The 23,807-nt window shown below is 53.4% G+C and carries 23 protein-coding genes and 2 tRNA genes; 14 read left to right on the forward strand and 11 right to left on the reverse strand.

All coding sequences use genetic code 11. From position 1 onward, the window contains the following. Positions 1–73 precede the first annotated feature (73 nt). Both purF and SR894_RS09140 read left to right on the forward strand, forming a co-directional pair. Positions 74–1,594: an amidophosphoribosyltransferase gene (gene purF / locus SR894_RS09135; protein ID WP_009286952.1), complete on the forward strand. Its 1,521-nt coding sequence runs from the start codon at positions 74–76 to the stop codon at positions 1,592–1,594. 12 nt (positions 1,595–1,606) lie between these two features. Next, a complete protein-coding gene (locus tag SR894_RS09140) occupies positions 1,607–2,815 on the forward strand; it encodes an O-succinylhomoserine sulfhydrylase (RefSeq protein WP_133730697.1) in 1,209 nt (402 codons plus the stop codon). Between the two features lie 114 nt (positions 2,816–2,929). Here SR894_RS09140 and SR894_RS09145 read toward each other — a convergent pair whose 3' ends face one another. Then, a complete protein-coding gene (locus SR894_RS09145) occupies positions 2,930–3,208 on the reverse strand; it encodes a hypothetical protein (RefSeq protein ID WP_133730698.1) in 279 nt (92 codons plus the stop codon). 354 nt (positions 3,209–3,562) lie between these two features. On the opposite strand from SR894_RS09145, the gene SR894_RS09150 reads away from it, so the two are divergent. From SR894_RS09150 to SR894_RS09160, 3 genes are all read left to right on the forward strand, one after another. Continuing rightward, the gene (locus tag SR894_RS09150; RefSeq protein WP_133730699.1) at positions 3,563–4,135 is read left to right on the forward strand and encodes a cytochrome b; all 573 of its coding nucleotides are present in this window, start codon (positions 3,563–3,565) and stop codon (positions 4,133–4,135) included. Between the two features lie 93 nt (positions 4,136–4,228). After that, positions 4,229–4,813: a YceI family protein gene (locus tag SR894_RS09155; protein ID WP_133730700.1), complete on the forward strand. Its 585-nt coding sequence runs from the start codon at positions 4,229–4,231 to the stop codon at positions 4,811–4,813. A 93-nt stretch (positions 4,814–4,906) separates the two neighbouring features. Beyond that, a complete protein-coding gene (locus SR894_RS09160) occupies positions 4,907–6,241 on the forward strand; it encodes an MATE family efflux transporter (RefSeq protein WP_223288779.1) in 1,335 nt (444 codons plus the stop codon). Here SR894_RS09160 and SR894_RS09165 read toward each other — a convergent pair. From SR894_RS09165 to SR894_RS09180, 4 genes are all read right to left on the reverse strand, one after another. Beyond that, positions 6,238–7,722, reverse strand: coding sequence for an NCS2 family permease (locus SR894_RS09165; RefSeq protein ID WP_133733534.1), 1,485 nt, complete (start codon positions 7,720–7,722; stop codon positions 6,238–6,240). The genes SR894_RS09160 and SR894_RS09165 overlap by 4 nt on opposite strands. Before the next feature lie 137 nt (positions 7,723–7,859). Next, the gene (locus SR894_RS09170) at positions 7,860–9,050 is read right to left on the reverse strand and encodes an amino acid aminotransferase (RefSeq protein ID WP_133733533.1); all 1,191 of its coding nucleotides are present in this window, start codon (positions 9,048–9,050) and stop codon (positions 7,860–7,862) included. Then, positions 9,051–9,389 carry a 4a-hydroxytetrahydrobiopterin dehydratase gene (locus SR894_RS09175; protein WP_133733532.1) on the reverse strand — a complete coding sequence of 113 codons (339 nt, stop codon included), beginning with the start codon at positions 9,387–9,389 and terminating at the stop codon, positions 9,051–9,053. A gap of 30 nt (positions 9,390–9,419) precedes the next feature. Beyond that, a complete protein-coding gene (locus tag SR894_RS09180; protein WP_133733531.1) occupies positions 9,420–10,322 on the reverse strand; it encodes a GGDEF domain-containing protein in 903 nt (300 codons plus the stop codon). A 265-nt stretch (positions 10,323–10,587) separates the two neighbouring features. Here SR894_RS09180 and cobA point away from each other — a divergent pair, with 265 nt between their 5' ends. The 4 genes from cobA (at position 10,588) to dcd (ending at position 14,345) form a co-directional block, all read left to right on the forward strand. Next, the gene (gene cobA / locus SR894_RS09185; protein WP_133733530.1) at positions 10,588–11,388 is read left to right on the forward strand and encodes a uroporphyrinogen-III C-methyltransferase; all 801 of its coding nucleotides are present in this window, start codon (positions 10,588–10,590) and stop codon (positions 11,386–11,388) included. A gap of 189 nt (positions 11,389–11,577) precedes the next feature. Next, positions 11,578–12,792 (forward strand): coiled-coil domain-containing protein, encoded by a 1,215-nt coding sequence (locus SR894_RS09190; protein WP_133733529.1) that lies wholly within the window; start codon positions 11,578–11,580, stop codon positions 12,790–12,792. A 174-nt stretch (positions 12,793–12,966) separates the two neighbouring features. Continuing rightward, a complete protein-coding gene (gene apbC / locus SR894_RS09195) occupies positions 12,967–13,767 on the forward strand; it encodes an iron-sulfur cluster carrier protein ApbC (protein WP_133733528.1) in 801 nt (266 codons plus the stop codon). A gap of 11 nt (positions 13,768–13,778) precedes the next feature. Beyond that, positions 13,779–14,345 (forward strand): dCTP deaminase, encoded by a 567-nt coding sequence (gene dcd / locus SR894_RS09200; RefSeq protein ID WP_035579668.1) that lies wholly within the window; start codon positions 13,779–13,781, stop codon positions 14,343–14,345. 82 nt (positions 14,346–14,427) lie between these two features. On the opposite strand, the gene purN is transcribed toward dcd, so the two are convergent. Next, the gene (purN, locus tag SR894_RS09205; RefSeq protein WP_133733527.1) at positions 14,428–15,195 is read right to left on the reverse strand and encodes a phosphoribosylglycinamide formyltransferase; all 768 of its coding nucleotides are present in this window, start codon (positions 15,193–15,195) and stop codon (positions 14,428–14,430) included. Continuing rightward, complete coding sequence (gene purM / locus SR894_RS09210; RefSeq protein ID WP_133733526.1) at positions 15,192–16,259, reverse strand: phosphoribosylformylglycinamidine cyclo-ligase; 1,068 nt, start codon at positions 16,257–16,259, stop codon at positions 15,192–15,194. Before purM ends, purN begins: the two co-directional genes overlap by 4 nt. A gap of 244 nt (positions 16,260–16,503) precedes the next feature. Between purM and SR894_RS09215 the strand changes: the two genes are divergently transcribed. Both SR894_RS09215 and hda read left to right on the forward strand, forming a co-directional pair. Further along, on the forward strand, positions 16,504–17,664 hold the full coding sequence (locus SR894_RS09215; RefSeq protein WP_133733525.1) for an AI-2E family transporter: 1,161 nt from the start codon (positions 16,504–16,506) through the stop codon (positions 17,662–17,664). Then, positions 17,661–18,368 carry a DnaA regulatory inactivator Hda gene (gene hda / locus SR894_RS09220; RefSeq protein ID WP_133733524.1) on the forward strand — a complete coding sequence of 236 codons (708 nt, stop codon included), beginning with the start codon at positions 17,661–17,663 and terminating at the stop codon, positions 18,366–18,368. The genes SR894_RS09215 and hda overlap by 4 nt, the downstream gene beginning before the upstream one ends. Positions 18,369–18,479: 111 nt before the next feature. On the opposite strand, the gene SR894_RS09225 is transcribed toward hda, so the two are convergent. Continuing rightward, entirely contained in the window at positions 18,480–18,854 is a 375-nt protein-coding gene (locus tag SR894_RS09225; RefSeq protein WP_064233518.1) for a phasin family protein, read from the reverse strand. 291 nt (positions 18,855–19,145) lie between these two features. Between SR894_RS09225 and SR894_RS09230 the strand changes: the two genes are divergently transcribed. Further along, complete coding sequence (locus SR894_RS09230; protein WP_133733523.1) at positions 19,146–20,522, forward strand: class II fumarate hydratase; 1,377 nt, start codon at positions 19,146–19,148, stop codon at positions 20,520–20,522. A gap of 36 nt (positions 20,523–20,558) precedes the next feature. On the opposite strand, the gene SR894_RS09235 is transcribed toward SR894_RS09230, so the two are convergent. After that, the gene (locus SR894_RS09235; protein ID WP_133733522.1) at positions 20,559–21,629 is read right to left on the reverse strand and encodes an endonuclease/exonuclease/phosphatase family protein; all 1,071 of its coding nucleotides are present in this window, start codon (positions 21,627–21,629) and stop codon (positions 20,559–20,561) included. A 219-nt stretch (positions 21,630–21,848) separates the two neighbouring features. On the opposite strand from SR894_RS09235, the gene SR894_RS09240 reads away from it, so the two are divergent. Further along, a tRNA-Val gene (locus SR894_RS09240) sits at positions 21,849–21,925 on the forward strand. A gap of 22 nt (positions 21,926–21,947) precedes the next feature. Further along, a tRNA-Val gene (locus tag SR894_RS09245) sits at positions 21,948–22,024 on the forward strand. Positions 22,025–22,410: 386 nt separating this feature from the next. Here SR894_RS09245 and SR894_RS09250 read toward each other — a convergent pair. Together SR894_RS09250 and SR894_RS09255 are read right to left on the reverse strand one after the other, a co-directional pair. Further along, on the reverse strand, positions 22,411–22,896 hold the full coding sequence (locus tag SR894_RS09250) for a GAF domain-containing protein (protein WP_133733521.1): 486 nt from the start codon (positions 22,894–22,896) through the stop codon (positions 22,411–22,413). A 101-nt stretch (positions 22,897–22,997) separates the two neighbouring features. Next, a complete protein-coding gene (locus SR894_RS09255; protein WP_133733520.1) occupies positions 22,998–23,789 on the reverse strand; it encodes a MetQ/NlpA family ABC transporter substrate-binding protein in 792 nt (263 codons plus the stop codon). Positions 23,790–23,807 lie beyond the last annotated feature (18 nt).

Here is a 23,807-nt window from a genome sequence, read left to right on the forward strand (position 1 = left end):
CGATTCTACGAACGTTCGGGCTTTCTTAGGTATGTGACTTAGGTAAGCCATGGCATTAAGCGAGGTAACGTGAATGTGCGGTATAGTGGGCCTTCTGGGCAAGCAGGCGGTAAATCAGGGAATCTACGATGCCCTGACCGTACTTCAGCATCGTGGCCAGGACGCTGCCGGCATGATGACATGGAGCGAGGGACGCTTCCTACTGCGCAAGAGTAACGGCTTGGTACGTGATGTATTTCACACCCGCCATATGGCCCGCCTAAAAGGTAATCTAGGCATTGGTCACGTGCGTTACCCGACGGCAGGCTCTTCAAGTGAAGCCGAGTCACAGCCGTTCTATGTTAACTCTCCTTACGGTATTGCGCTGGCGCATAATGGCAACCTGACCAACTCCGAGCAGTTGAAGCAGGAGCTGTTCTCTACCGACCTGCGTCATATTAATACCAGCTCCGATTCTGAAGTGCTGCTCAATGTCTTTGCTCACGAGCTGGGCAAACAGGGTTTGCACCTGGAAGCGGAAGATATCTTCGACGCCGTGCGTCGCGTTCACCGTCGCTGCAAGGGCGGTTATGCTGCTGTCGCGATTATTAACGGCTTCGGCATGGTGGCGTTCCGCGACCCCTTCGGTATTCGACCCGTGGTGTTTGGTACTCGCGAAGAGGAGAACGGGCAGGCGGTGATGATCGCCTCCGAGTCCGTTGCCTTGGACGTGGGCGGTTTTGAGCTTGAGCGCGACCTTTCACCTGGCGAAGCCATCTTTGTCGATATTGAAGGCAATATTCATACTCAGGTATGTGCTGACCGTCCCGAGCTACGTTCGTGTATTTTTGAGCACGTTTATCTGGCGCGTCCCGATTCGCTGCTGGATGGCGCCTATGTTTACGGCACCCGTATGCAAATGGGTCGCAAGCTGGGTGACCGCATCCTCAATGAGTGGCCGGATCACGATATCGACGTGGTCATCCCGATCCCTGATACGTCGCGCACCTCCGCCCTTGAAATGGCGCAGCACCTCGGTGTGACCTACCGCGAAGGGTTCATGAAGAACCGCTATATTGGCCGTACCTTTATTATGCCGGGGCAAACCCAGCGTAAAAAATCCGTACGCCAAAAGCTCAATGCTATAGACGTTGAGTTTAAGGGTAAAAATGTCCTGCTGGTGGACGACTCTATTGTGCGCGGCACGACCTGTAAGCAGATCATTCAAATGGCCCGCGATGCAGGCGCGCGTAAAGTTTATTTTGCTTCAGCAGCGCCCCCGGTGCGATTCCCTAACGTTTACGGCATCGATATGCCAGCGGCGTCTGAATTGATTGCCCATGGCCGTAGCGAAGAAGAAGTTGGGGATTTGATTGGCGCTGACCGTATCTTCTATCAAAACCTGGAAGATCTAAAAGCGGCCTGCCGCGAAGTGAATCCTGAAATGGAAGAGTTTGATTGCTCGGTGTTTGACGGCAACTACGTGACCGGTGATATCGACGACGCCTACCTGGCCGCCTTGGAAGCTAGCCGCAATGATTCCGCCAAGGATCAAAGCGCCGGTGACCATGCCCTGGTTGATATGCATAATCAGGACGATGACCTGGACGATTAGGAGAGAAGCCATATGCAGGATGATAATCACCAGGAAAGTCACCAGGATGAGTGGTCACTAGAGACGCTGGCGATTCGGGCTGGCCATCAGCGCACCTTCGAGCAGGAACACTCGGAGCCTATTTTTCCGACCTCAAGCTTTGTCTACGAAAGCGCTGCAGAAGCGGCGCGTAAATTTGGTGGGCAGGAGCCGGGCAACGTCTACTCGCGCTTTACCAACCCAACAGTGCATACCTTTGAGCGCCGTCTGGCGGCCCTTGAAGGCGGCGAGCGCTGTGTGGCCACCAGCTCGGGTATGTCCGCTATTCTCTCTACCGCGCTGGCGCTACTTTCAGCAGGGGATGAGATTGTTGCCTCCCGGTCACTGTTTGGTTCAACGGTTAGTCTGTTCGATAAGTACCTGGGTAAGTTTGGTATTACCACGCACTATGTGGAGCTCTCCAACATTTCAGCCTGGGAGGCGGCGATTACTCCAAAAACGCGGCTACTGTTTGCTGAAACACCCTCAAATCCGCTGTCAGAAATTGCTGATATTCCAGCGCTGGCAGCGTTGGCAAAGCGTCACGATGCGCTACTGGCGATAGATAACTGCTTTCTTACCCCGGCGCTCCAGCAGCCGCTGGCGCTAGGCGCCGATTTAGTGATCCACTCGGCGACCAAGTACCTGGACGGCCAAGGCCGTGCAGTCGGTGGTGCCGTGGTAGGTAGCCATGCGCTGCTTGAAGAAGTGTTCGGCGTGGTGCGCACCTGCGGGCCTTGTCTGAGCCCCTTCAACGCGTGGATTTTTACCAAGGGCCTGGAAACCCTGTCGCTGCGCATGAAGGCCCACTGTGAAAATGCCTTGACTCTAGCGCGTTGGCTGGATGCCCACCCGGCTGTTAAGCATGTGTTTTATAGCGGCCTGGAGAATCATCCTCAGCACGCCTTGGCCAAACAGCAGCAGAAAGGGTTTGGCGCGGTGCTGGGTTTTGAAGTGAAAGGTGGGCAAGAGGGGGCGTGGCAGGTGATCGATGCAACCCGAATGCTTTCGATAACGGGTAACTTGGGTGACGTTAAATCCACCATTACTCATCCGGCCACCACTACCCATGGGCGTTTGTCTGATGCTCAGAAAGATGCGGCGGGTATTGCGCCAGGGCTGATCCGCGTGGCGGTAGGGCTTGAGAGTCAGCAGGATATCCAGCGCGATCTTGCTCGTGGACTGGATGTTCTGGCTGGCTAATTGATGTTAAGCAATCCTGTACAGTAACGAAAACCCACCTTTGAAAGGTGGGTTTTTCGTACTTTTGAAACCTAATGAGTCATATGCTGTGCAAACAAAGCACCCTTATTTGTTTTAAGAAGCGTTGCGGTGAGGCAGATCTGACAGCGCAATCTGGTCTTCATTGCTGGAAGAGTGATTGATGTGAGAGCTCGGAGCAACAACGATGTTGTTCTTCGCATCGCCGTTGACCAATGGCAAATCAGCTGGTGTCAGGTGCACGCTGTCAGTGCTGTAATTCGCTGAAGAGCTAGGCTGAGTAATCTGGTTAAGCTCGCCAGAACCCTGTTCAGCTAGAACGGCAGTAGAAGTCAATGTCATGGCAATAGCGGTGATAAGGGTCATTTTTTTCATGATTGGCGCTCTCTAATAGAAAGTTTATGTACCGTTTTTCGGTCATTTCTGGATGTCTTGTAGGACATGCGCTAATAGTAAGCGCGCAAACAAAATTATAAAATTGGTTATATTTGCTCTATTTATTCGATTTTATAGAATGGATTGACTTTGACTTTTTAGAAAGGCGAACTGCGTAAAGGTTGTTATCGGGTTATTCAATGGTTTTTACGAATGAAATATCCTGCTTTTTTCAGCAGTTTTTATTAGCTTCTAGCGGTAAGGTTCTGGGCGTGGACGAATAGCGTAATCCAAGATCTGATAAGCGCGTTGGCTAAGTTGAAGCCGCTATAGATAAAAATGAGGAATAGCACAATGTGGCGTAACAGTCGCACCGGTTGGGGATTGATTAGTATTCTGTTTCATTGGCTAAGCGCGCTGGCCATTATTGGTCTGTTTGTACTGGGCTGGTGGATGACTGACCTGGGCTATTATAACCCTTGGTATAATCAGGGGCCTTGGGTACACCGCTCGATTGGCATTTTGCTATTGTTGGCTACCTTTGCGCGTTTGGTATGGCGCTTCGTCCAGCCGACGCCTTTCGCCGAGGGTAGCCAATTAGAAACTATTGCGGCCCATCTCGGTCATATTGCGCTCTATGTGCTTTTATTAGTCGTTATGGTGAGTGGCTATTTAATTTCTACTGCCGATGGTAGTGGCATTAGTGTGTTCGGTTGGTTTGAGGTGCCGGCGTTGCTATATGGCTTGCCCAATCAGGCAAGCCAAGCGGGCACCGTACACTGGTACAGCGCACTGGCACTAATGATCTTAGCTGCGGGCCACGCCCTTGCTGCTTTTAAGCATCATTGGCTAGGGCGGCACAAAACCTTGGTACGTATGCTAAACCCAGCGCACAGCCATGCTGGCAGTCACGATGCACCAAGATAATAACGTTATCTGTATACAAGTTTTTCTAACCACTGCGGGTAAGATAATTGACTGCCCGCAGTGCCTATTAAGTAAAGCAAGGAGCAATTCAATATGTTCAAGAAGACCGCATTTGCATCCGCGATCGCCGCTGTAGCGCTGGTACCGTTGAGCCAAGCGCAGGCAGCTGATTATCAGATTGATACAGAAGGCCAGCACGCTTTTGTTCAGTTTAAAATTTCACACCTGGGCTTCTCCTATATTCTAGGCAGCTTTGAAGAGTTTGAAGGTCAGTTTGCCTACGATCCTGAAGATCTCGATGCATCTTCTGCTGAAATCGAAGTACAGGTGGATAGCCTGACCAGTAACCACGCAGAGCGCGATCGTCATATTCTGAGTGACGATTTCCTCAACGCCAGCGAATTTCCGACCGCTACCTTCACATCAACAGGCTTTGAATCAACGGGCGATGATGAAGGTGTGCTGACCGGTGATCTGACCTTGCATGGCGAAACACAAGAAATTGAAATGCCGGTTAAACTGATGGGTGAGGGTGATGACCCTTGGGGCAACTACCGCGCTGGTTTCGAAGGCAGCACCACGCTGACACTGGGTGACTACGGAATCGACATGAGTGATTTCCCTGAATCCATGCATGAGCTTGAGCTATACGTCACGTTTGAAGGTATTCGTCAGTAAAGAGTACTTTTAGTTAAGCGCCATCACCCCGCTAGGGGTGGTGGCGTTTTTGCGTTTAAGGCGAATAAAAGGAGAGTTAGCTTGGCAATTGTGATGCAGCAACGCGAGTTGGCGATAACCCTATGGCGGCAAACCTGGCCAATGGCTATCGGGGTTTTGGCGTTATTGGGTTTTCAACTTGTTGATAGCGCCTTTATTGCCCGTTTGGGGACTGCACAGCTAGCTGCACAGTCGTTCACCTTTCCGCTGTCATTTCTGATTATCGGCATTCAAGTGGGTATGGGGATTGCGATTGCCGCGCTGATTTCCCGGGCGCTAGGTGCAGGGGAAGGTGAGCGGGCGAGGCGCTTAAGTAGTTTGGTGTTAATGGCGGGCGGTGGCGTGATCGGCCTATTGGCGATCATATTGTGGCTATTTCATGTGCCCATTTTTCGACTGCTGGGTGCGGATGACACCACGCTCTCGTATATTTATATTTACTGGGGTCCTCAGCTTTTATCTGCATGGCTGGGTGCGCTGCTCTATTTTAGCTATAGCGTATTCCGCGCCCATGGGGATACCCGCTTGCCGGGCAAAATGATGGTGCTGAGCAGCCTTGTTAACCTTGTACTCGACCCTTTGCTGATTTTTGGGGTAGGCGATTGGCAGGGCTGGGGATTGCCCGGTGCTGCCTGGGCAACTGCAATTGCTTTCTCTGTGGGGCTGTTGGTCACTACGCGTAAACTGCTAAAACGCCAGTGGGCGTCGCAGTTAGGGCTGTGGATAGAGGCGAAACAGTCGTGGCGGCCGTTTACAGGCATTGCCGCTCCCGCGATGGTCAGCCAATTGATGCCGCCCTTGGCGGCGATGCTGGCAATTTCCGTGGTGGCGGGCCTGGGCGAAAGTGAAGTAGCCGCCTGGGGGTTGGCGAGTCGTTTGGAAACACTCTCGCTGATGGTGATTCTAGCCATGACCATGTCGCTGCCACCTTGGTTAGGGCGCTGCTACGGCGCCGGTGATTGGGGGCAGATACAGCAGCTTATGCGCTTGGCGGTCAAGGTCGCGCTGGTTTGGCAGCTTAGTCTGGGCGTGTTGCTGGCCCTGGGGGCTCCCTGGCTAGCCATGGCTTTAGCGGGTAATCCTGAAGTACAAAACGAGCTGGCTCTGCTGATTCGCTTTCTGCTGCCTAGCTACGCCGCGCTGGGCGTTTGCATGCTAGTGGTCTCGGCGGGAAATGCCTTAGGTTGGCCGCTGCGAGCGATGCTGCTATCCAGCGCTCGGCTGTTTGTTTGCTATCTGCCCTGCCTCTGGTTGGGTTCACAGTTCTTCGGTTGGTGGGGGCTGGCGGCGGGCGCGGCCATAGGCAACCTGCTGGCGGGCTTGATGGCGTGGCAGGTCATGCGGCGTATTTTGTCCCGCCCGCATCGGCAGGCGGGATTCGTTAATTAACGCAGGCGCCCAGCTTCCTGAAAGGAGAAATAGATAAACAGCAGCGCCATCCCTAAGTAGCCCATCACGAACTCTGGGGAAGCATTGAGTGACAGCTCGGGGGCATGCATCAGCCCGACGAAGGAAAAGCCCGCGGCAATGGCTGCGAAGGCGGCCGCACGTCGGAACTGATGGTCAATTACCGATACTGTCATTGCGCCCAGCAGAATGGCCATAAACATAGCCCCTTGGCCCATTACCACAATGGCACTGGATATGTCGGTGACGACTTCACCAGCCCCGCGGTTAAAGCGCGTCATCACGTAGTTGGCGAAGTAGGGCAGCATGGCCAGCGCCACAGCAGGGTAGTAGCGTGTGTCGTTGGCCTGAAACGCGGTGGCAATCATCGACATGCCGACAAAGACCAAAATCGGTGCCACCACCGAAACGGGAATAATCGCGGCCAGGGCGGCGATTAAACCAAACATGGTAGCCAGCGCATAAACAGCACCGTTGAGAAGGCTGTAGCCTCGGCCTGCGCCCATCCACTTGGCCCCCACGGTAGCTATATAAACCGTGGTTGGAAACACGCCGCCAAACAGGGCGCCAATCATGGTACCGGCGCCATCAACCGCCTGACACTCGCGCACATCGTACTTATCGCCTGCCGCCTCCATCGCCTCGACGTTGTTCATCGTCTCAATGGCGTTATACAGCGTGATCGGCAGAACGACGGTCAAGACTGCGAGCATGCTGGTGAACAGTAAACCCAGCCCTTCAAACCAGGCTAGATTGGGAAGCAGCGGGTAAAAGCCTAGGTGGGTAAAGGCATCGCTAAAGCGTTCGGTACCGGCATCGCCAATCAAATAGGCCATGGCAGTACCGACGATGATGGCGAATAGCGAGGTGGGCAGTTTAAACGGCATGCTCACTCTGGCGACCAGGCCAACAATAATGATCGCTAACACCAGCAGGCCAATAATCGGCATTTCCAGGGTTTTGAACAGCATTTCACCGGCGATAAACGTCAGGGCGACACCGGCAACGGCGCCCAGCATCGCGGCGCGGGGCAGGTGATACTGCACCCAGCGGCCAACCACGCTGATCGCGGCTTCGATAGCGCCGCTGATAAAACAGGCGGCGACCGCAACTTTCCAGGCCATTTCAGCATCACCGGTGAGCTGTTTGGCGGGTAGCAGTACGCCGAATAGAAACACAAACATGACCGGCGTTGAGATACCGTAAGAGAGCGCCGTTACATCGGCACGGTTCTCCTTACGGGCCAATCTTGCCGCGCTCCATGCATAGTAGAAATTACCCACCATGACCGCGACTGCCGCTCCCGGCAGCACCTGCCCATAGACAATGGATGAGGGGAATCCCATGCCCAACATGGTGATGGCGATAATGACAAAGTTGGCAATATTGTTTTGGAACAGGGCGAAGAACGCGTCGGTATCTTCTTTTTTGTACCAGGGGTAGTGGATGCTGGCAGCCGCCATGGTAGGCCTCTTGATTATGGTGTGTTGTATACAAGGCAACGCTGAGTGTGCCGAAGTGTTGACTGATCGGTCAAGTGCTCAGCACACAAAAACGCCCAGGTAGGCCTGGGCGTTTGTAGTACGGCAATGCTTGCTAGCTAGTCGTTAACAGCGGCAATCGCTTTAGCCAGGTAGGGCAGGTTCTCATGGGAGAAGCCCGCTACGTTAGCGCGACCCGAGCGCACCATGTAGATGCCAAATTCATCGCGCAAACGATCCACCTGTTCCGGCGTTAAGCCGGTGTAGGAGAACATGCCGCGCTGCTCTGCTACGCAGGCGTACTTCTCGTCAAGCCCGTAGGGCTTCAGCGCTTCGACGAAATCGCGACGCAGGGTATTAATACGATCACGCATTTCGGTCAGCTCTTCACGCCATAGCGCAGTCAGCTCTGGATCGTGGAGGATCTCGCTGACGATAGCGCCGCCGTGCGCAGGCGGGTTTGAGTAGTTTTCCCGTGCCACGATCGCGACCTGCGAGCGAATGTTATCCATCTGCTCGCTGTCTTTTGCCACCATGATCAAGCAGCCGGTACGCTCGCAATAAATACCAAAGTTCTTCGAGCAGGAGCTGGTGATGATCGCTTCGTCGAGGTTTTCCGCCAGCAGGCGTACGCCGTAAGCGTCCTCATCCAGGCCTTCACCAAAGCCCTGATAGGCAAAGTCGATCAGCGGCAGCAGCTTGCGCTCACGGACGATCTCTAGCACTTCCTGCCACTGGGCGTGGGAAAGATCAAACCCAGTCGGGTTGTGACAGCAGGCGTGGAGTACGACTACATCACCTTCTGGGATACTTTTTAGCGCTGCACGCATACCGTCAAAGTCGAGACGGTTGTCAGGGTCAACGTAGGGGTACTTGTGTAGCTCAATACCTGCGGCGGTAAAAATACCGTGGTGGTTGGGCCACGTTGGGTCGCTTACCCAGATACCTTTGCCCGGCAACTGAGTGGAAATGAAATCGGCTGCCAAGCGCAGGGCGCCGGTGCCGCCAGGCGACTGGGTAGCGCTGGCACGGTTGGCTTTCAGTACCGGTGACTCAGCACCAAATACCATGGGAAGTACTACTTCGCCATAGCTAGGCGCGCCGTGAGAACCGATATAGGTTTTCGTCGTTTCATTCTTGAGCAGGCGAGCTTCTGCTTCCTTAACGGCGCGCATTACCGGCGTATTGCCTTGGGTATCGCGGTAAACACCAACACCTAAATCCACCTTTTGCGGATTGGTATCTTTCTTGAAAGCTTCGATCAGCCCGAGAATGGCATCTCCTGGGACTCGCTCAATATGCTCAAACATTTATTCGGCTACCTCGTCGGTTCTGGCGGCAAGAATGAAGTCATTAAGATGCAGGCCTTTAATAGCGTGAGACCACCACGTAACGGTGGCTTTGCCCCACTCGGTCACGATAACGGGGTGATGGCCGGCCTGCTCTGCAATATCGCCAACGCTCTGGGTAAACGCCAATGCGCTGGCAAAGTCACGGAATTTAAAACTTCGCGACAGCTTCATGATGCCATCGTGCTCGACAATCTGCCACTGGCTGAGGCTTTTTAGCCGCTCTTGGGCCTCATCTTTATTAAAAGGTTGAGCATCTTTGCTGCACGGCTCACAAATGGCATCGGCTAGCCTTGTCATTGTATGGCTCCTGCAATGGGGGATTCCCTATCAGCGTAGATGGCAAACGCAGTCGCGACCAACGTCTTTGGCGCTATACAACGCCTGGTCGGCCCGCTCGATCAAGCTCGTGAGGGGTTCGCCACAGCGATACTCGGCAACCCCAATGCTCAATGTCACTTGGCCCGGCCCCATACCGAAGTCGCGTACACTGATGGCCTGGCGTAAGCGGTCAGCAAGTGCATGGCATTGCTGCAGCGGCGTAAGCGGCAGCACGACCATAAACTCTTCACCTCCTAACCGAGCGACCATGTCTTCACAGCGCAGCAGCGACTGGGCGTGCATCGCTAGCTGTTTAAGCACATCATCCCCATGTAGGTGGCCCCAGCGGTCGTTAAGGCGTTTAAAATGATCGATATCGATCATCATGATGGAGAGCGGTGTGCCGTGGCGGGTGCTAAGCGATGTAACATGGGTTAAGTGCATCATCAGCTTGCGCCGATTGGGCAGTTGCGTCAGGGGGTCTGTGTCGCATAGGTTGCGAAGCCGCTGCTCTTCGCTGACTTGATCGCTAATATCCATCATTATGCCGTTCCACTGTACGCCATCGACAACGGGCTTTGGCTTGGCGCTCACCGCAATCCAGCGGGGGTTGTCTTCTGGAAACGGTAGTCGAAAGCGCGTCGTGAGAGGCAGCATCCAGCGGGCCGAACGTTCGATCGCCGACATTATCTTGGGGTGGTCATTGCCGGTCAGTTGCTCAACTAACTCGCCAGCATTTTGAGCAAGCAGATCCCGGTCAATATGTTTGAGAGCCACGCCGCCGCCCTCTAAGTAGGGGAACCGCATATGGCCATTGCGCGCGCGATGAAACTGAAAGATAACGCCTGGTATGTGGGGTACAAGGTGGTCTGCACTGACTCGCTCTGGTGCGTCTATATCATTCACGGGCATGCGTGAATCTCCAAACATATGCCAATTTGAATTTGATCGTGAAGATTAGCCCTAAAACGTAATCAGGATGTAAACCATTGCAGACAAAATCACCATTATCTATATTTTTTTAGAATATGCATGTTCTTTTCTTGTATATATTGGATTCTATTTTAAGCAATAGACAAGGTGTTATTGGTATTTAGTGGTAAAATTAATTACTTTTTTGCATATTAAAAACCTTTTTTATTCCTGGGGTGGATTCTTGGAAGCAGGACGAGAGCAAATGTCTCAGCCATACGGCTTGGTAAGTCTAGTGGGCGCTGGCCCTGGCGATCCGGAGTTATTAACGTTAAAAGCGTATAAGCGCCTACAGTCCGCTGAAGTGGTGCTGTACGACCGTTTGGTTAGCGATGAGATTGTCGCCTTTATACCGCCACAGGCGCAGCGATTTTATGTGGGTAAAGCACGCTCGCTGCACAGTGTCCCTCAAGAGGGTATTAATCAAGCGCTTGTAAAGTGGGCTCAGCAGGGTAAGCGTGTCGTGCGCCTTAAAGGTGGTGATCCGTTTATTTTTGGCCGAGGTGGAGAGGAGCTTGAGGCGCTGGTGGCGGCACAAGTGAGTGTGGAAGTAATCCCTGGGGTGACGGCGGCATCAGGCTGCGCGGCCTATGCGGGCATTCCTTTGACTCATCGCGACCATGCCCAGTCGGTGCGTTTTGTTACCGGACATTTGCAACAGGGCGAGTGTGAGCTTGATTGGGATGCGTTAGCGCGGCCAGGGCAAACCTTGGTGTTTTATATGGGGCTCGGCACCGTAAAGGTAATCAGCCAAGCCCTGGTTGAGCATGGTTTAGCCCCAGATACGCCGCTGGCGCTAATTGAGCAGGGAACCACTCGCCGACAGCTTACTCACGTAGGCACGTTGTCTGCGCTGCCAGATGCTTTCTTGGCGGGCTCCATTAAACCGCCTACGCTGCTAATAGTGGGTAGCGTGGTGTCACTGCATACCACCTTGGATTGGTTTGATGCGTTCAGTGGAGAGGCCTCTGGCTTTCATGAGGGAAAGCATCCGCCTTCAGACTAAAAAGATAAACACCTTTGCTTGATTGGTAACACTGCTGCAACATTTATACACGTTTTTGCAAACAGACTGGCTAGATACAGCGAGCTGTGTATGCTGAAGGGGGAGATCATTCACGGTTAGCGCAATATCCACTTACTTGATTATCGTTAGCTTGGACAAACGTTAGCTTAGACCATAGAGGAAAGCATAATGTCGGAAGCAAACCATTCGGATCAACAGTCGCCAGCCAACAAGCCAGAGCCGGCTAAAAAGTCGGATATGAAAACCCTCTTCCAGGATAACCGGGTAAAAGCCATTGCCGGTATTGCCGCCATTGCGGTTATTTGGGCGATTATGGCGCAGTCTAACGCAGGCTCTCGTCAGGATCGTGTCGATAGCCTAGAGGAGCAGCTCGCCAGTGCTGAGCAGGAAAATAGCCAAATGAGCCAGCGCATTAGCGAAATCGAGGAAGCTGAAACCAATTTAGCCGCGCTGCAGGAGGAGATGGCATCCCTGGAAGCTCAGCAGGAAGAGGCCAGCTCTTCGCTGGAAAGCGCCCAAGGGAATGTCAGCGATGTGCAGTCGCGTTTAGAAGAACTTGAATCCGAGCGTGATGCGCTGGAAGAGGAAATTGCCTCTCTTAATGACCAGGTAGAGAGCGCTGAAAGTGAGATGAGCGCGCTGCGCGAAGAGCGCGACGAAATCACCAGCACCCGTGACGAGGCAGAAAGCGCCCTTCAGCAAGTAGAAGAAGCGCGTTCTAGCGCTGAAGAAGCCCGTCAGGAGGCTGAGTCCGCCCGTCAGGAAGCTGAACAGCAGCGTCAAGAAGCGGTTGAAGAGCTGGGCAACACCGAAGAGGAGCTGTCCGGACTAGAAGAGCAGATTAGCCAGTCAAATGAACAGCTAAGCAGTTTAGAAGAAGAAATCTCAACTGCTCAAAGCGAGCTTGATGAGTTAAAAAGCGAGCGTGACTCCATTACTAGCGAGCGCGATGAGCTGCAAAACGAAGTTGATTCGCTAACGGCGCTTCGCGAAGAGGAAGAGCAGAGCTTGAGCGATGTGCGCAGCGAGCTCGACGACGTCATGGTCGCTTTGGAGATGGGCCGCGAGGAAGTGTCGAGTGTTGAAAGCGATATTGAAGAGCGTGAAAGCCAGTTGGAGCGTTTAGAAGGCCAGTTAAGCGAATGGCGCGATGAGCTGTCGACATTAGATAGCCGCTTGGCCGATGCGGAAGAATCCGCCGGTGAGGCTGCTTCATCTTCACAGAATAGCTCTTCACAGAATAGCTCCTCACAGAGCAGTTCTTCAGAAGAAGGCTCTTCAGATGGCTCGTCGGATGAAGGCTCGTCAGATGAGGGTTCTTCAAATGAGAGCGCCAATGATAGCGATGGTGGCAGTGAAGAGTCACAGCAAAACGCAGGCTGATAAATGGCTAAATAGTAATGCTGTAACGCACCTTTCGCGTTAGTAAAGTGAGGGCGGATGTCGGGAACCCGGCATCCGCTCTCTTGTTGTTGGTTTATGATTTTGGCTGTGAGGCGTATCATTCACGCAAGCCTAACGTAAATATTAAGAGCCTAAAACGAGGAGTGCCATTGAATGGATGGGGTTAAGCATATTATTGCAGTGGCATCGGGCAAGGGCGGCGTGGGAAAATCCACCGTCACCGTGAATTTGGCATTAGCGCTGGCAGCGCAGGGCTACCGCGTGGGCGTCCTGGATGCGGATATCTATGGGCCCAGCCAGGCACAAATGCTCGGTGTTAAAGAGGGTACGCGCCCCCAGGCGGCAAGTAATGACAAATTCCTTCCGCTCCAGGCCCATGGCATTCAGGCTATGTCGATGGCGTTTATGGTCAACACACGTGAGCCTATGGTGTGGCGCGGACCGATGGTGGTGGGCGCGTTCCAGCAGATGCTGACGCAAACTCAATGGGATAATCTCGATTTTCTATTGATCGATATGCCCCCAGGCACCGGTGATATCCAATTGACTCTGGCCCAGAAAGTGCCGGTGGCGGGCGCGGTGATCGTAACCACACCGCAGGATATTGCGTTGTTAGATGCCCGTAAAGGGATCGAAATGTTCCGTAAGGTTAACGTGCCGGTGCTTGGCGTGGTGGAAAATATGAGCCTCTACCACTGCGAAAACTGTGGCCATGAAGCGGCTATCTTTGGCACCGGCGGTGGCGATAGTATCGCTCAGGAGTACGATACCCAAGTGCTTGGAAGGTTACCGCTAACGCTTTCCATCCGTGAACTGACGGATTCAGGCCGCCCGAGTGTGGTCTCTGAGCCTGAGGGGGCGGTGAGTCAAACCTTTGCGACTATTGCCAAAAAAGTCGCTGAAGCGGTTAGCGCGCATCAAGGCGACGGCCCAACTATTTCCTTTAGTGAGTGATAACGAAATAAATGAGTATCAAATCTGATAATTGGATTCGTCGCATGGCCAAAAGCGACGCGATGATTGAGCCGTTTGAAGCCGAGCAAGTGCGCTATGTGAACGATCAGCGCGTGATTTCTTACGGCACCTCAAGCTACGGTTACGATGTGCGCTGCTCAGACGAATTCAAAGTCTTTACCAATATTCACTCAGCGATTGTCGATCCAAAGGCGTTTGATGCGAAAAGCTTTGTCGATATTAAAGGCGACGTATGCATTATTCCGCCCAACTCTTTTGCGCTGGCGCGCACGGTGGAGTACTTCCGTATTCCCCGTAACGTGCTGACTATTTGCCTGGGAAAATCCACCTACGCGCGCTGTGGCATTATTGTTAATGTGACGCCGCTGGAGCCTGAGTGGGAAGGCCACGTTACGTTGGAGTTCTCTAACACCACCAACCTGCCGGCAAAAATCTATGCCCACGAGGGGGTCGCGCAGATGTTGTTCTTGGAGTCCGACGAAGTGTGCGAAACCTCGTATAAAGACCGAGGCGGGAAGTATATGGGCCAGCGTGGTGTGACCTTGCCGCGTACCTAGTTTACGCAATGCACTGCTACGAAAAAGCGCCTTACGGCAAAACCGTAAGGCGCTTTTTAATGCTTATGGTGATGATACCCGTCTAGCCCTGAGACTCTTCGTCGAGCTTTTCATCAAGGTCTTCATCAAGTTCTTCTGCAGCGTCGGCATGGGAAAGCCGCATGCCGTGTTCTGGCAGCAGGTGGCCGTCCATTTTGGCCCCTTCGGCGCTGAACTGCAGCCTGCCTTCCATAAACCACTGCACCGCAATCGGGTAGATTAGGTGTTCCCGTGAGCGAACCTTCTCTTGCAGTGTTTCAGCCGTGTCGTCAGCGTTGAGCAGCAGTTCCGCTTGCAGTACCACTGGGCCACCGTCTAACTCTTCGGTGACGAAGTGAACGCTACAGCCGTGGCTGGCAACACCGTCTGCCAGGGCGCGGGCGTGAGTGTTGAGCCCTTGGTAGTCCGGCAGTAACGAAGGATGGATATTCAACATTCGGCCCAGGAAGCGCTGCACAAAGCGAGGCGTCAAAATGCGCATAAAGCCTGCCAGAACGATCAGATCCGGCTCGTGGCGCTCAATGACTTTGATCAAGGCGCCGTCGTAGGCTTCGCGGCTATCGTATTCCCGGTGGGGGAGCGCAACCGCTTCAATGCCCGCTTCGTGGGCGCGTTTCAAACCATAGGCGTCAGCGACATTGGAAATCACCGCGACAATCTCACCGCCGCCTAAGCGGTCGTGGGACTGAGCATCAATCAGCGCCTGAAGATTGCTACCGCTGCCAGAGATAAGCACGACAATGCGGCGTGCACCGAGAGGCTCTGGCGTTACGTCTTTAATGGTATCGCTCTGGTAGTCCGTATTGGTCATGCCGAGAGGTTCTCCAGAATAACGGCGTCCCCTTGGCGTTCAACGATCTGGCCTAGACGATAAACGGATTCGCCTTCGGCTTGCAGATGAGCCGCTGCCTGCTCTGCTTGATGTTGCGGCACCACAACGACCATGCCAATACCGCAATTGAGCACGCGGTGCATTTCGGTTTCATTCACGTTGCCGTTGGCCTGTAGCCAATCAAACACGGCGGGGCGCTGCCAACTGGCAATATCAATATGCGCCGCGAGATTGTCCGGCAGCACGCGGGGAATGTTTTCAAGCAATCCACCACCGGTGATGTGCGATAACGCATGCACGGCAATGTCGCTGCCGCGCATTAAGGAGAGCAGTGATTTAACGTAGATGCGGGTAGGTGCCATCAGCGCATCGCCAAGGGTTTGGCCGTCGATGTCGGTCTCTAGCGAAGCGTCGCTAACCTCAAGGATTTTGCGAATCAGTGAGTAGCCGTTGGAGTGTGGCCCGGATGAGGCAAGCCCCAATATGACGTCGCCTTCGGCCACTTTGCTGCCATCTAAAATGTCTGCTTTTTCAACCACACCTACGCAAAAGCCCGCTAAATCGTAGTCGTTTCCTTCATACATGCCCGGCATTTCGGCGGTTTCGCCACCTACCAGAGCGCAGCCAGCCAGTTCGCAACCAGCGCCAATGCCGGTGACAACGTCAGCAGCAATATCCACATCGAGCTTACCCGTGGCATAGTAGTCAAGAAAGAGCAGTGGTTCGGCGCCGGCCACGATGAGATCGTTGACACACATAGCGACCAAATCAATACCAATGGTGTCGTGTTTGCCAAGATCCATCGCCAGGCGCAGCTTGGTGCCGACACCATCGGTACCTGAGACGAGTACGGGCTGCCGATAGCCCGCGGGAATCTCGCATAGCGCGCCAAAACCGCCAAGCCCGCCCATGACTTCTGGGCGAGTAGTGCGTTTGGCAACGTGTTTAATGCGGTCAACTAAGGCGTTACCGGCATCAATATCGACGCCTGCGTCCTTGTAGCTGAGGGAAGGAGTAGCCGAAGAAGAGGAAGTCTCGGTCATGACAGATCCTGTGAAGCAAATAGCGGTGCTGGTAGTGCTGGCGACATGGCCAGTGCTAGACGATAACTGGAGCGGATTGTAACACTCAGCGGCGCAGGCCGCACCGCTGTCGCACATGATGAAAAGCTTACGAGCGACTTTTGCTTATATGCGGCATAGTAGTGGCAAGTAAAATAGTAGTGATAAGTAAAATAGTGACTGTAAGTGAAAATGGTTGGTTTAAATCCACGTTTGAGAGGGAACTATGCGGAATTCTTGGTGGGGTGTCCTATTTTTGCTGGTAATAGGCGGTTTAATCTATTTGTTAGACGCGGTGCTGATGCCTTTTATTGCCGGGATGATTCTCGCTTACTTAGCTGATCCGCTGGCTAACCGTTTCCAGCGCTGGGGCATGAACCGGCCATTCGCGGTGAGCAGTGTGTTTTTAGTACTGTTGGTCGTGCTGGTAGCGAGTCTGTTGATATTAATACCGCTGCTTGTTCAACAGCTTAAACAGCTGGGCGAAGCTATCCCGGGTATCTTCAATTGGGTAGAAAATACGCTCGCACCTCAGGTGCAAGAGTGGACGGGTTATGACTTAACCGCGGAGTTAATCAATGCGCGTGAGACGCTGGTCGAAAACTGGCGCGATGCTGGCGGCTACTTAGCTCAGGCGTTAGGCCAAATTGGCCGTTCCGGAATGGCATTTGCCTCATGGATCACCTATGTAGCGCTAATCCCCGTGGTGACCTTCTATTTACTCTTGGACTGGAATCGCCTGCTGACCAATATTGCCAATCTCGTGCCACGCCAGTGGGCGGATGATACTTTCCGGTTGGCGCGTCGCTGCGATGAAGTGTTGTCATCGTTTCTACGTGGCCAACTGCTGGTCATGCTCTGCTTAGGGATTATTTATGCGGTGGGCTTAACGCTGATGGGGCTCAACTTTGGCCTGTTGATCGGCTTTGTGTCCGGGCTGGTAAGCATCGTGCCGTTCCTGGGCTTTATTGTCGGCTTGGTGATTGCCCTTGTTGTCGCGCTGTTCCAGTACGCCACCTGGTGGGCGGTACTAGGCGTCATCCTGGTGTTCAGTATTGGCCAAATGGCGGAGAGTGTGGTTCTACAGCCTAAATTGTTGGGCGATAAGATTGGTCTGCATCCGGTGGCGGTTATATTTGCCGTGCTGGCGGGTGGCAATCTGTTTGGTCTAACAGGGGTGTTGCTGGCACTGCCTGTTGCCGCGGTGATTCTAGTGCTGCTAAAAGAAGTAAAAGTTCGCTATCAGCATAGCGAGTTATACGACGAAAATAATACCGACAAACATGCCTCAATTATCGAGGTCAGCTCTTCGTATCATGATGAGCTGGGGCATAGTGGGCCTAGTCGTGATGGAAATAGTCGTAATGATCAAGGTGAGTCATCATGAGCCGACTACCGGCACAGCTTCCTTTGGGCATTGGTCTGCGCGATGACGCGACCTTTGATAATTACTATGTGGCGCGTTCAAATACGCCGCTGGTAGAGCATCTTACTCAGCAGCTTACTTCAGAGGGGGAGCAGTTTCTCTATCTTTGGGGGGCGCCAGGGGTAGGGCGCAGCCACCTTTTACAGGCGGCGTGTCATGCCGCATCTGATGCGGATAAGCGCGCGCTTTACTTACCGCTGGATGATTTGGGCCACTTTCCGCCGCTAATGCTGGAAGACATCGAGCGTCTGGATCTTGTCGCCATTGATGATTTGGAGTGTGTCATTGGCCGTAAGCGCTGGGAAGAGGCGCTGTTTCATGCCTTTAACCGGCTCAGAGATGCTGGCAAGAAATTAGTGATTGCGGCTAGTGTTTCCCCGCGACAGCTAAACGTGGTGCTACCGGATTTGGCTTCTCGTTTGACCTGGGGGGTAACGTTTCACGTTCACCCCTTAGAAGATGATGACGAGCGGTTGGCAGCGCTAAAGCTGCGCGCCAGTGTGAGAGGAATGCAGCTTCCCGATGACGTTGGTCGCTATATTTTGCATCGTGGCCCCCGCGATCTAGGTGAGCTGTGCCGCGCGGTTGAGACCCTGGATAAAGCATCGCTATCAGCCAAGCGTAAATTGACGATTCCGTTTGTGAAATCCGCCCTCGGTTGGTGAAGTGGCTGGTAAAAAAATGCTAAAGGCAACGACTAAAACGCCCCTGTCAGCGTGAGCCAACAGGGGCGTTTTTTAAGACTTACTTACCAGCTTATTTGATTCAATAAGCGATTAAGCAGTTTTGCTCAACTTGCTAGCAGCGGTTTGCGCCTGCTTAACGTTGTCTTCGGTAATTTTCTGGCTTTTTTGGATAAAGTCTTGCTGCAGGGATACGACTTTATCGGTATCGCCTTTAACACGCTCAGCCAGCTCTTTCGCTACTTTTTGCTGACCTTCCATGTAGCTACGCAGACCTTCTGCGTCTTTTACGTCCATCATTTGGCGCATTTGCGCAATGCCGGTGTCGACATAGGCTTTGCTGGCATCCATCTGAGCGTTAAGCATTTTTTCGCTGTAATCGATGCTCAGCGCCATGTAAGCGCGTACTGGTGCCATAAACATGTTGTCAAACTGCTGAGTCATTTCGTTAGTATTTAATGTACGCATCGTCATACCCTCCTGGGTTTAGTCTTGCCAAAAGCAGCTATCCAGTGGTTGGCGCTGCTTATTGAATGAGTAGCTCTTTAAGCTATCTTGCGTTGCAGCATAGCAACTGTTTTTGTGCAGTGCAACATTTGGTTTTTGGCATTTTAATGCCCGCGGGCTAAGGGCGTGTTTACCCGCATGAACTAACCAGCTAGCTTGAAGGTAGTGGATGCAGCCTTAGCTGGCGAACGATAGATCGGCTTTGCGCTCAGATAAGTATCACTACTGATCTTACCGATGGGAGAAAGAGCAATGGCAACACGGATGGAACGTGACAGCATGGGCGAATTGGAAGTGCCTTCTGACGCCCTTTATGGTGCGCAGACCCAGCGGGCAATCAATAACTTCCCTGTCTCTCATTCGCCCATGCCCCCGGCTTTCATTCATGCAGTCGCGCGTATCAAGCTAGCGGCAGCCCGGGCTAATCAAACGTTAGGAGGGCTTGATAGCGCCCGCGGGGAGGCGATTCAAAAGGCGGCGCGCGAAGTGTTAACGGGCAAGCATGACCAGCACTTCCCCATCGATGTGTTTCAAACCGGTTCAGGCACCTCCACCAATATGAACGTCAACGAGGTACTGGCCACATTGGCAAGTCGTGAGGGCGTTGAGGTGACCCCGAATGATCACGTCAATATGGGGCAGTCCAGCAATGATGTGATTCCCACGGCCATTCACCTTTCGGCTGCCATCGCGGTGCACGAATCACTCCGCCCAGCCCTGGTTCATCTACGCGACACTATCGACCAACGTGCCAGTGAGCTGAGCCATGTGGTAAAAACCGGCCGTACTCACCTCATGGATGCCATGCCGCTGCGTATGGATCAAGAGCTGGGCGCCTGGTCTAGTCAACTAAGTCAGGCCATTGAACGTTTTGATAGCGCCATGAAACGACTGTGCCGCATCGCTCAGGGCGGCACCGCCGTGGGCACCGGCATTAACGCGCCTATCGGTTTTGCTGAGCAGGTCGCCCAGGAGCTGAGCGAACAGACCGGCTTGATGTTTACCCCTAACGACAGCTTCTTTGCCAGCCTCTCGTCTCAGGATGCAGCGGTAGAGCTCTCGGGGCAGTTGAAAGGCTTAGCCTGCGTGATCATGAAAATAGCCAACGACCTGCGCTGGATGAACTCGGGGCCGCTAGCGGGGCTAGGAGAAATTGAGCTTGAGGCGTTACAGCCCGGCAGTTCGATTATGCCAGGAAAGGTGAACCCGGTTATTCCTGAGTCGGCCGCTCAGGCTGCCGCGCAAGTCATTGGTCTGGATGCCGCGATTACCGTGGCCGGCCAAAGTGGTAACTTTCAATTGAACGTGATGCTGCCGTTGGTGGCTTCCAATTTGCTAACATCCATAAGCTTAATGAGTAATACCGCTCGGCTGCTGGCTGATCGTGCGATTGCCACCTTTAAAGTGCGTGAAGATAACCTGCAAGGCCCGCTGGCTAGAAACCCCATTTTGGTGACGGCGCTCAATGGCGTGATTGGCTACAACGCCGCCGCCGCAGTCGCCAAAGAGGCTTACCAGGCGGGAAGGCCGATTATTGATGTGGCGGAAGAGAAAACTGACCTTGACCGGGAGACGCTAGAGCGGCTGCTGGATCCGGTCGCGTTAACACACGGAGGCATCCCTGAGTAACACTTTTAAGGTCAGCTAACTTCAGGCCACCCGAGTTCAGGTCTCCTGCGTTTCGGTTTTACCTTCCTGAATCGTTTCGCTGGCCTCACTGCGCTCCTCGGCATCGGCTTCGGGGGTTTCATGCTCATCTTGACGTGAGGGGCGATAGCAAAAGGTAGCCAGTATCGGGAAGTGGTCGGAACCGAAGTAGTTAAGGCGCTGCATGCCGACTAAGGTGAAGTGCTCGGTCACAAAAATATGGTCAAGGGGCCAGCGCAAAACGGGATATTTGGCGTGGAAGGTGCTGAATAAACCACGCCCACGGCGTGGATCGAGCATGCCGCCAACGCGGCAAAACAGCCGTGTGGTACGTGACCACGCTACATCGTTCAGATCCCCGGCGACCAACGTCGCTTGGGGATCTTCATGAATCTTCTTGCCAACCAACAGCAGCTCAGCATCCCGCCAAAGGGATTTTTCACTCTCGCTCGGGGCCGGTGGACGAGGGTGGAGTGCGTAAAAGCGAATGCTATCGCCGTTAGCAAGCCTCACTCGGGTATGAATAGACGGAATATCGTCCTGAATTAGCCATTCCACCGAGGTGTTAGAGAGTTCCAGGTGAGAGTAAAGGTGCATGCCGTAAAGGTTGTCGAGCGGGATTTTAACGCTATGTGGCCACTGCTCTGCGAGCGCCGGATCCAACTGATCCTGCCACCACTGGTCTGACTCCAGGGTCAGTACTATGTCGGGCTGATGCTGTTTGATCATGTCGATCAGCGCTTGGGCCTGCCGGTTAGGGGTCAGCACGTTGGCGATCAGCAGCGTAATCGTTTTATCTGAGTCGTTACTCTCTGCCGCTTTAACCTGCACCGGCCAGAGCGGTGTCCAGGGCAGAATATAGTAGACCTGAAACAATACAGTGATACCGGAGGCAAGTAGAGCTACCCATAGCCAGGGGCCAGGTTCAACGAAGATAACCGCTAATAGCCAGGTGATTAAGGCTAGGAAGGCGATCTGCAGGCGTGGAAATTCAAAACTGCGGATCCACCACCAGTGTAAATGTATCCGTGCAATCAGCGTAGCCAATAACAGTAGGATCGCTATGCTTCCTAGCAAAATACCCAGCATTGTTTATCTCCCTATAGATAACACCCAGCACATTGAAGCGCTAAGCCTAGCGCTAGAAGGTTGCAGGTGTCGAATTGAACATCTATTCGTAATGGGTTTAACGCTGGCGGGAGAGGGCGCGCATGGGAAAAGAACTTGCAATTCAGTGATAAAAGCGTAAGATATGCATCCGTTGCAAGGCGTGTGGCTATCCGAATAGCCCACTCTAAATAGCATAATAGAACCATAGCTCAGTTGGTTAGAGCGCCACGTTGACATCGTGGAGGTCGGCGGTTCAAATCCGCCTGGTTCTACCAGCCCTATGTGACACCTCTTTTTAGGACCATAGCTCAGTTGGTTAGAGCGCCACGTTGACATCGTGGAGGTCGGCGGTTCAAATCCGCCTGGTCCTACCAGCTTTTATCAGAAGCGCCCCAGGCAGTGATGCTTGGGGCGTTTTTGTGTGGGCGTTATATGGTGCTTTTCACTTTGTAGACGATGGCTTTTAACCTTTATTTTTTGTAACTATTCAGTAGGTTTCAGGCTTTACTCGCCAACCTGCTGTTTCATCAGGCATAGATAGCTGCCCCGTGGGAGGCAGCTTTAGCTCGCGACCCTCCAAGCTTCCAGCCGGAAGACACTAAGGGGTGCCTTCGGCACCCTTCGCGCGATAAATCGCCCTCTCACAAATAGCTTCTGGCTTAGTGCTGGCTATAGGGTGTTGTGGGAGGGAGCTTTAGCTCGCGACCCTTTAGGCTGCCAGCATGAGCTGAACAGTTACTATTTTTTTACCGCTATTTTTTTACGAGCTCTTTTGAATTAGGTCGGGCAGGTCAGTTTGGCGCTTAAACGTTGCGACCAGTGCCTCAATGCCTGCTTGATCTTGTTGGGTGAAGCGCCCGTGCAGCGGGCTATCCAGGTCAAGAACGCCCCATACGCGACCGTCCATCACGATGGGAATCACCAGCTCTGAGCGAGAGTTGGCGTCGCAGGCAATATGGTCGGCAACCGCGTGCACGTCGTCCACTCGCTGGGTGGTTTGTTGGCGAGCGGCCGCGCCGCATACGCCTTTGCTAAAGGGAATTGGATGGCAGGCGGGCTGGCCCTGAAATGGGCCTAGACCTAACACATCAGGCTGGCGCTGAAGATAAAAGCCTGCCCAATTTAAGTCGCTAAGCTGTTGGTGAATAAACGCACAGGTTTGCGCGCTGTTGGTGAGCCAATCGCGTGTATCGAGCAGCGCTTCAAGCTGTCGATTGAGAAGAGGGTAGTCAACACTGTTTTGCATGAGGGATCCTTTGCTACTAACGCAGCAGGCCGACACTTTTGCATAGGGGGCTACCTATGCGAAAGTGTCGGCCTGATGTCATTTATTGATAGCTTGCGGTATTACTCGGTCCAGCCAGGAACTGCTGCGCCTTTGAACAGCTCTTCAGCTTTCTCGATCACTTCGTCGCGCTGATAGGCGTCGACTAACTGGCGAATCTCTTCACGCTCTTCGTCACCGCCGCGAACCGCAATCAGGTTGACGTAAGGAGACTCAGGGCCCTCTTTGATCAAAGCGTCATCCAGGCTTAAACCAGCTGGCTGCGCGAAGGTGTTGTTGATGAATGCCATGTCCACATCGGGCAGCACGCGGGGTAGCTGGGCGGCTTCAATTTCGCGGAAGCGGAAGTCGCGAGGGTTTTCAGCAATATCGATCGGTGTTGATTCGAGAAATTCAGGGTCGTTGAGGGTTATCAGGCCTTCGTTGTGCATCAAAATCAGCGCGCGACCTTCATTGGAAGGGTCGTTGGGTAGTGCGATTTGCGCGCCGTCAGGTAGGTCATCGATACTATCGTATTTTTCTGAGTAAGCGCCAATCGGGTATACGAAGGTGTAGCCAGCGATTGCCAGGTCATAGCCACGGTCATCGACCATCGACTGTAAGTAGGGCTCATGCTGGTAAGCATTAGCGTCTAAGCTGCCGTCGGCCAAGGCGGCGTTCGGGGTAACATAATCAGTGAATTCGATGATTTCCACATCAAGGTCGTACTCTTCTTTGGCAATGCGCGCCGCCACTTCCATCACTTCTGTTTCAGGGCCCGCAACGGTGCCCATTTTGATGCTGCGCGTTTCAGCATTGGCGACGTTAACCGCAAGCGCCAGGGCTGTAAGACTACCAATGATCAGTTTTTGCATGAGGTCTCTCCAGTGACG

This window comes from Vreelandella neptunia (assembly GCF_034479615.1).
Taxonomy (GTDB): domain Bacteria; phylum Pseudomonadota; class Gammaproteobacteria; order Pseudomonadales; family Halomonadaceae; genus Vreelandella; species Vreelandella neptunia.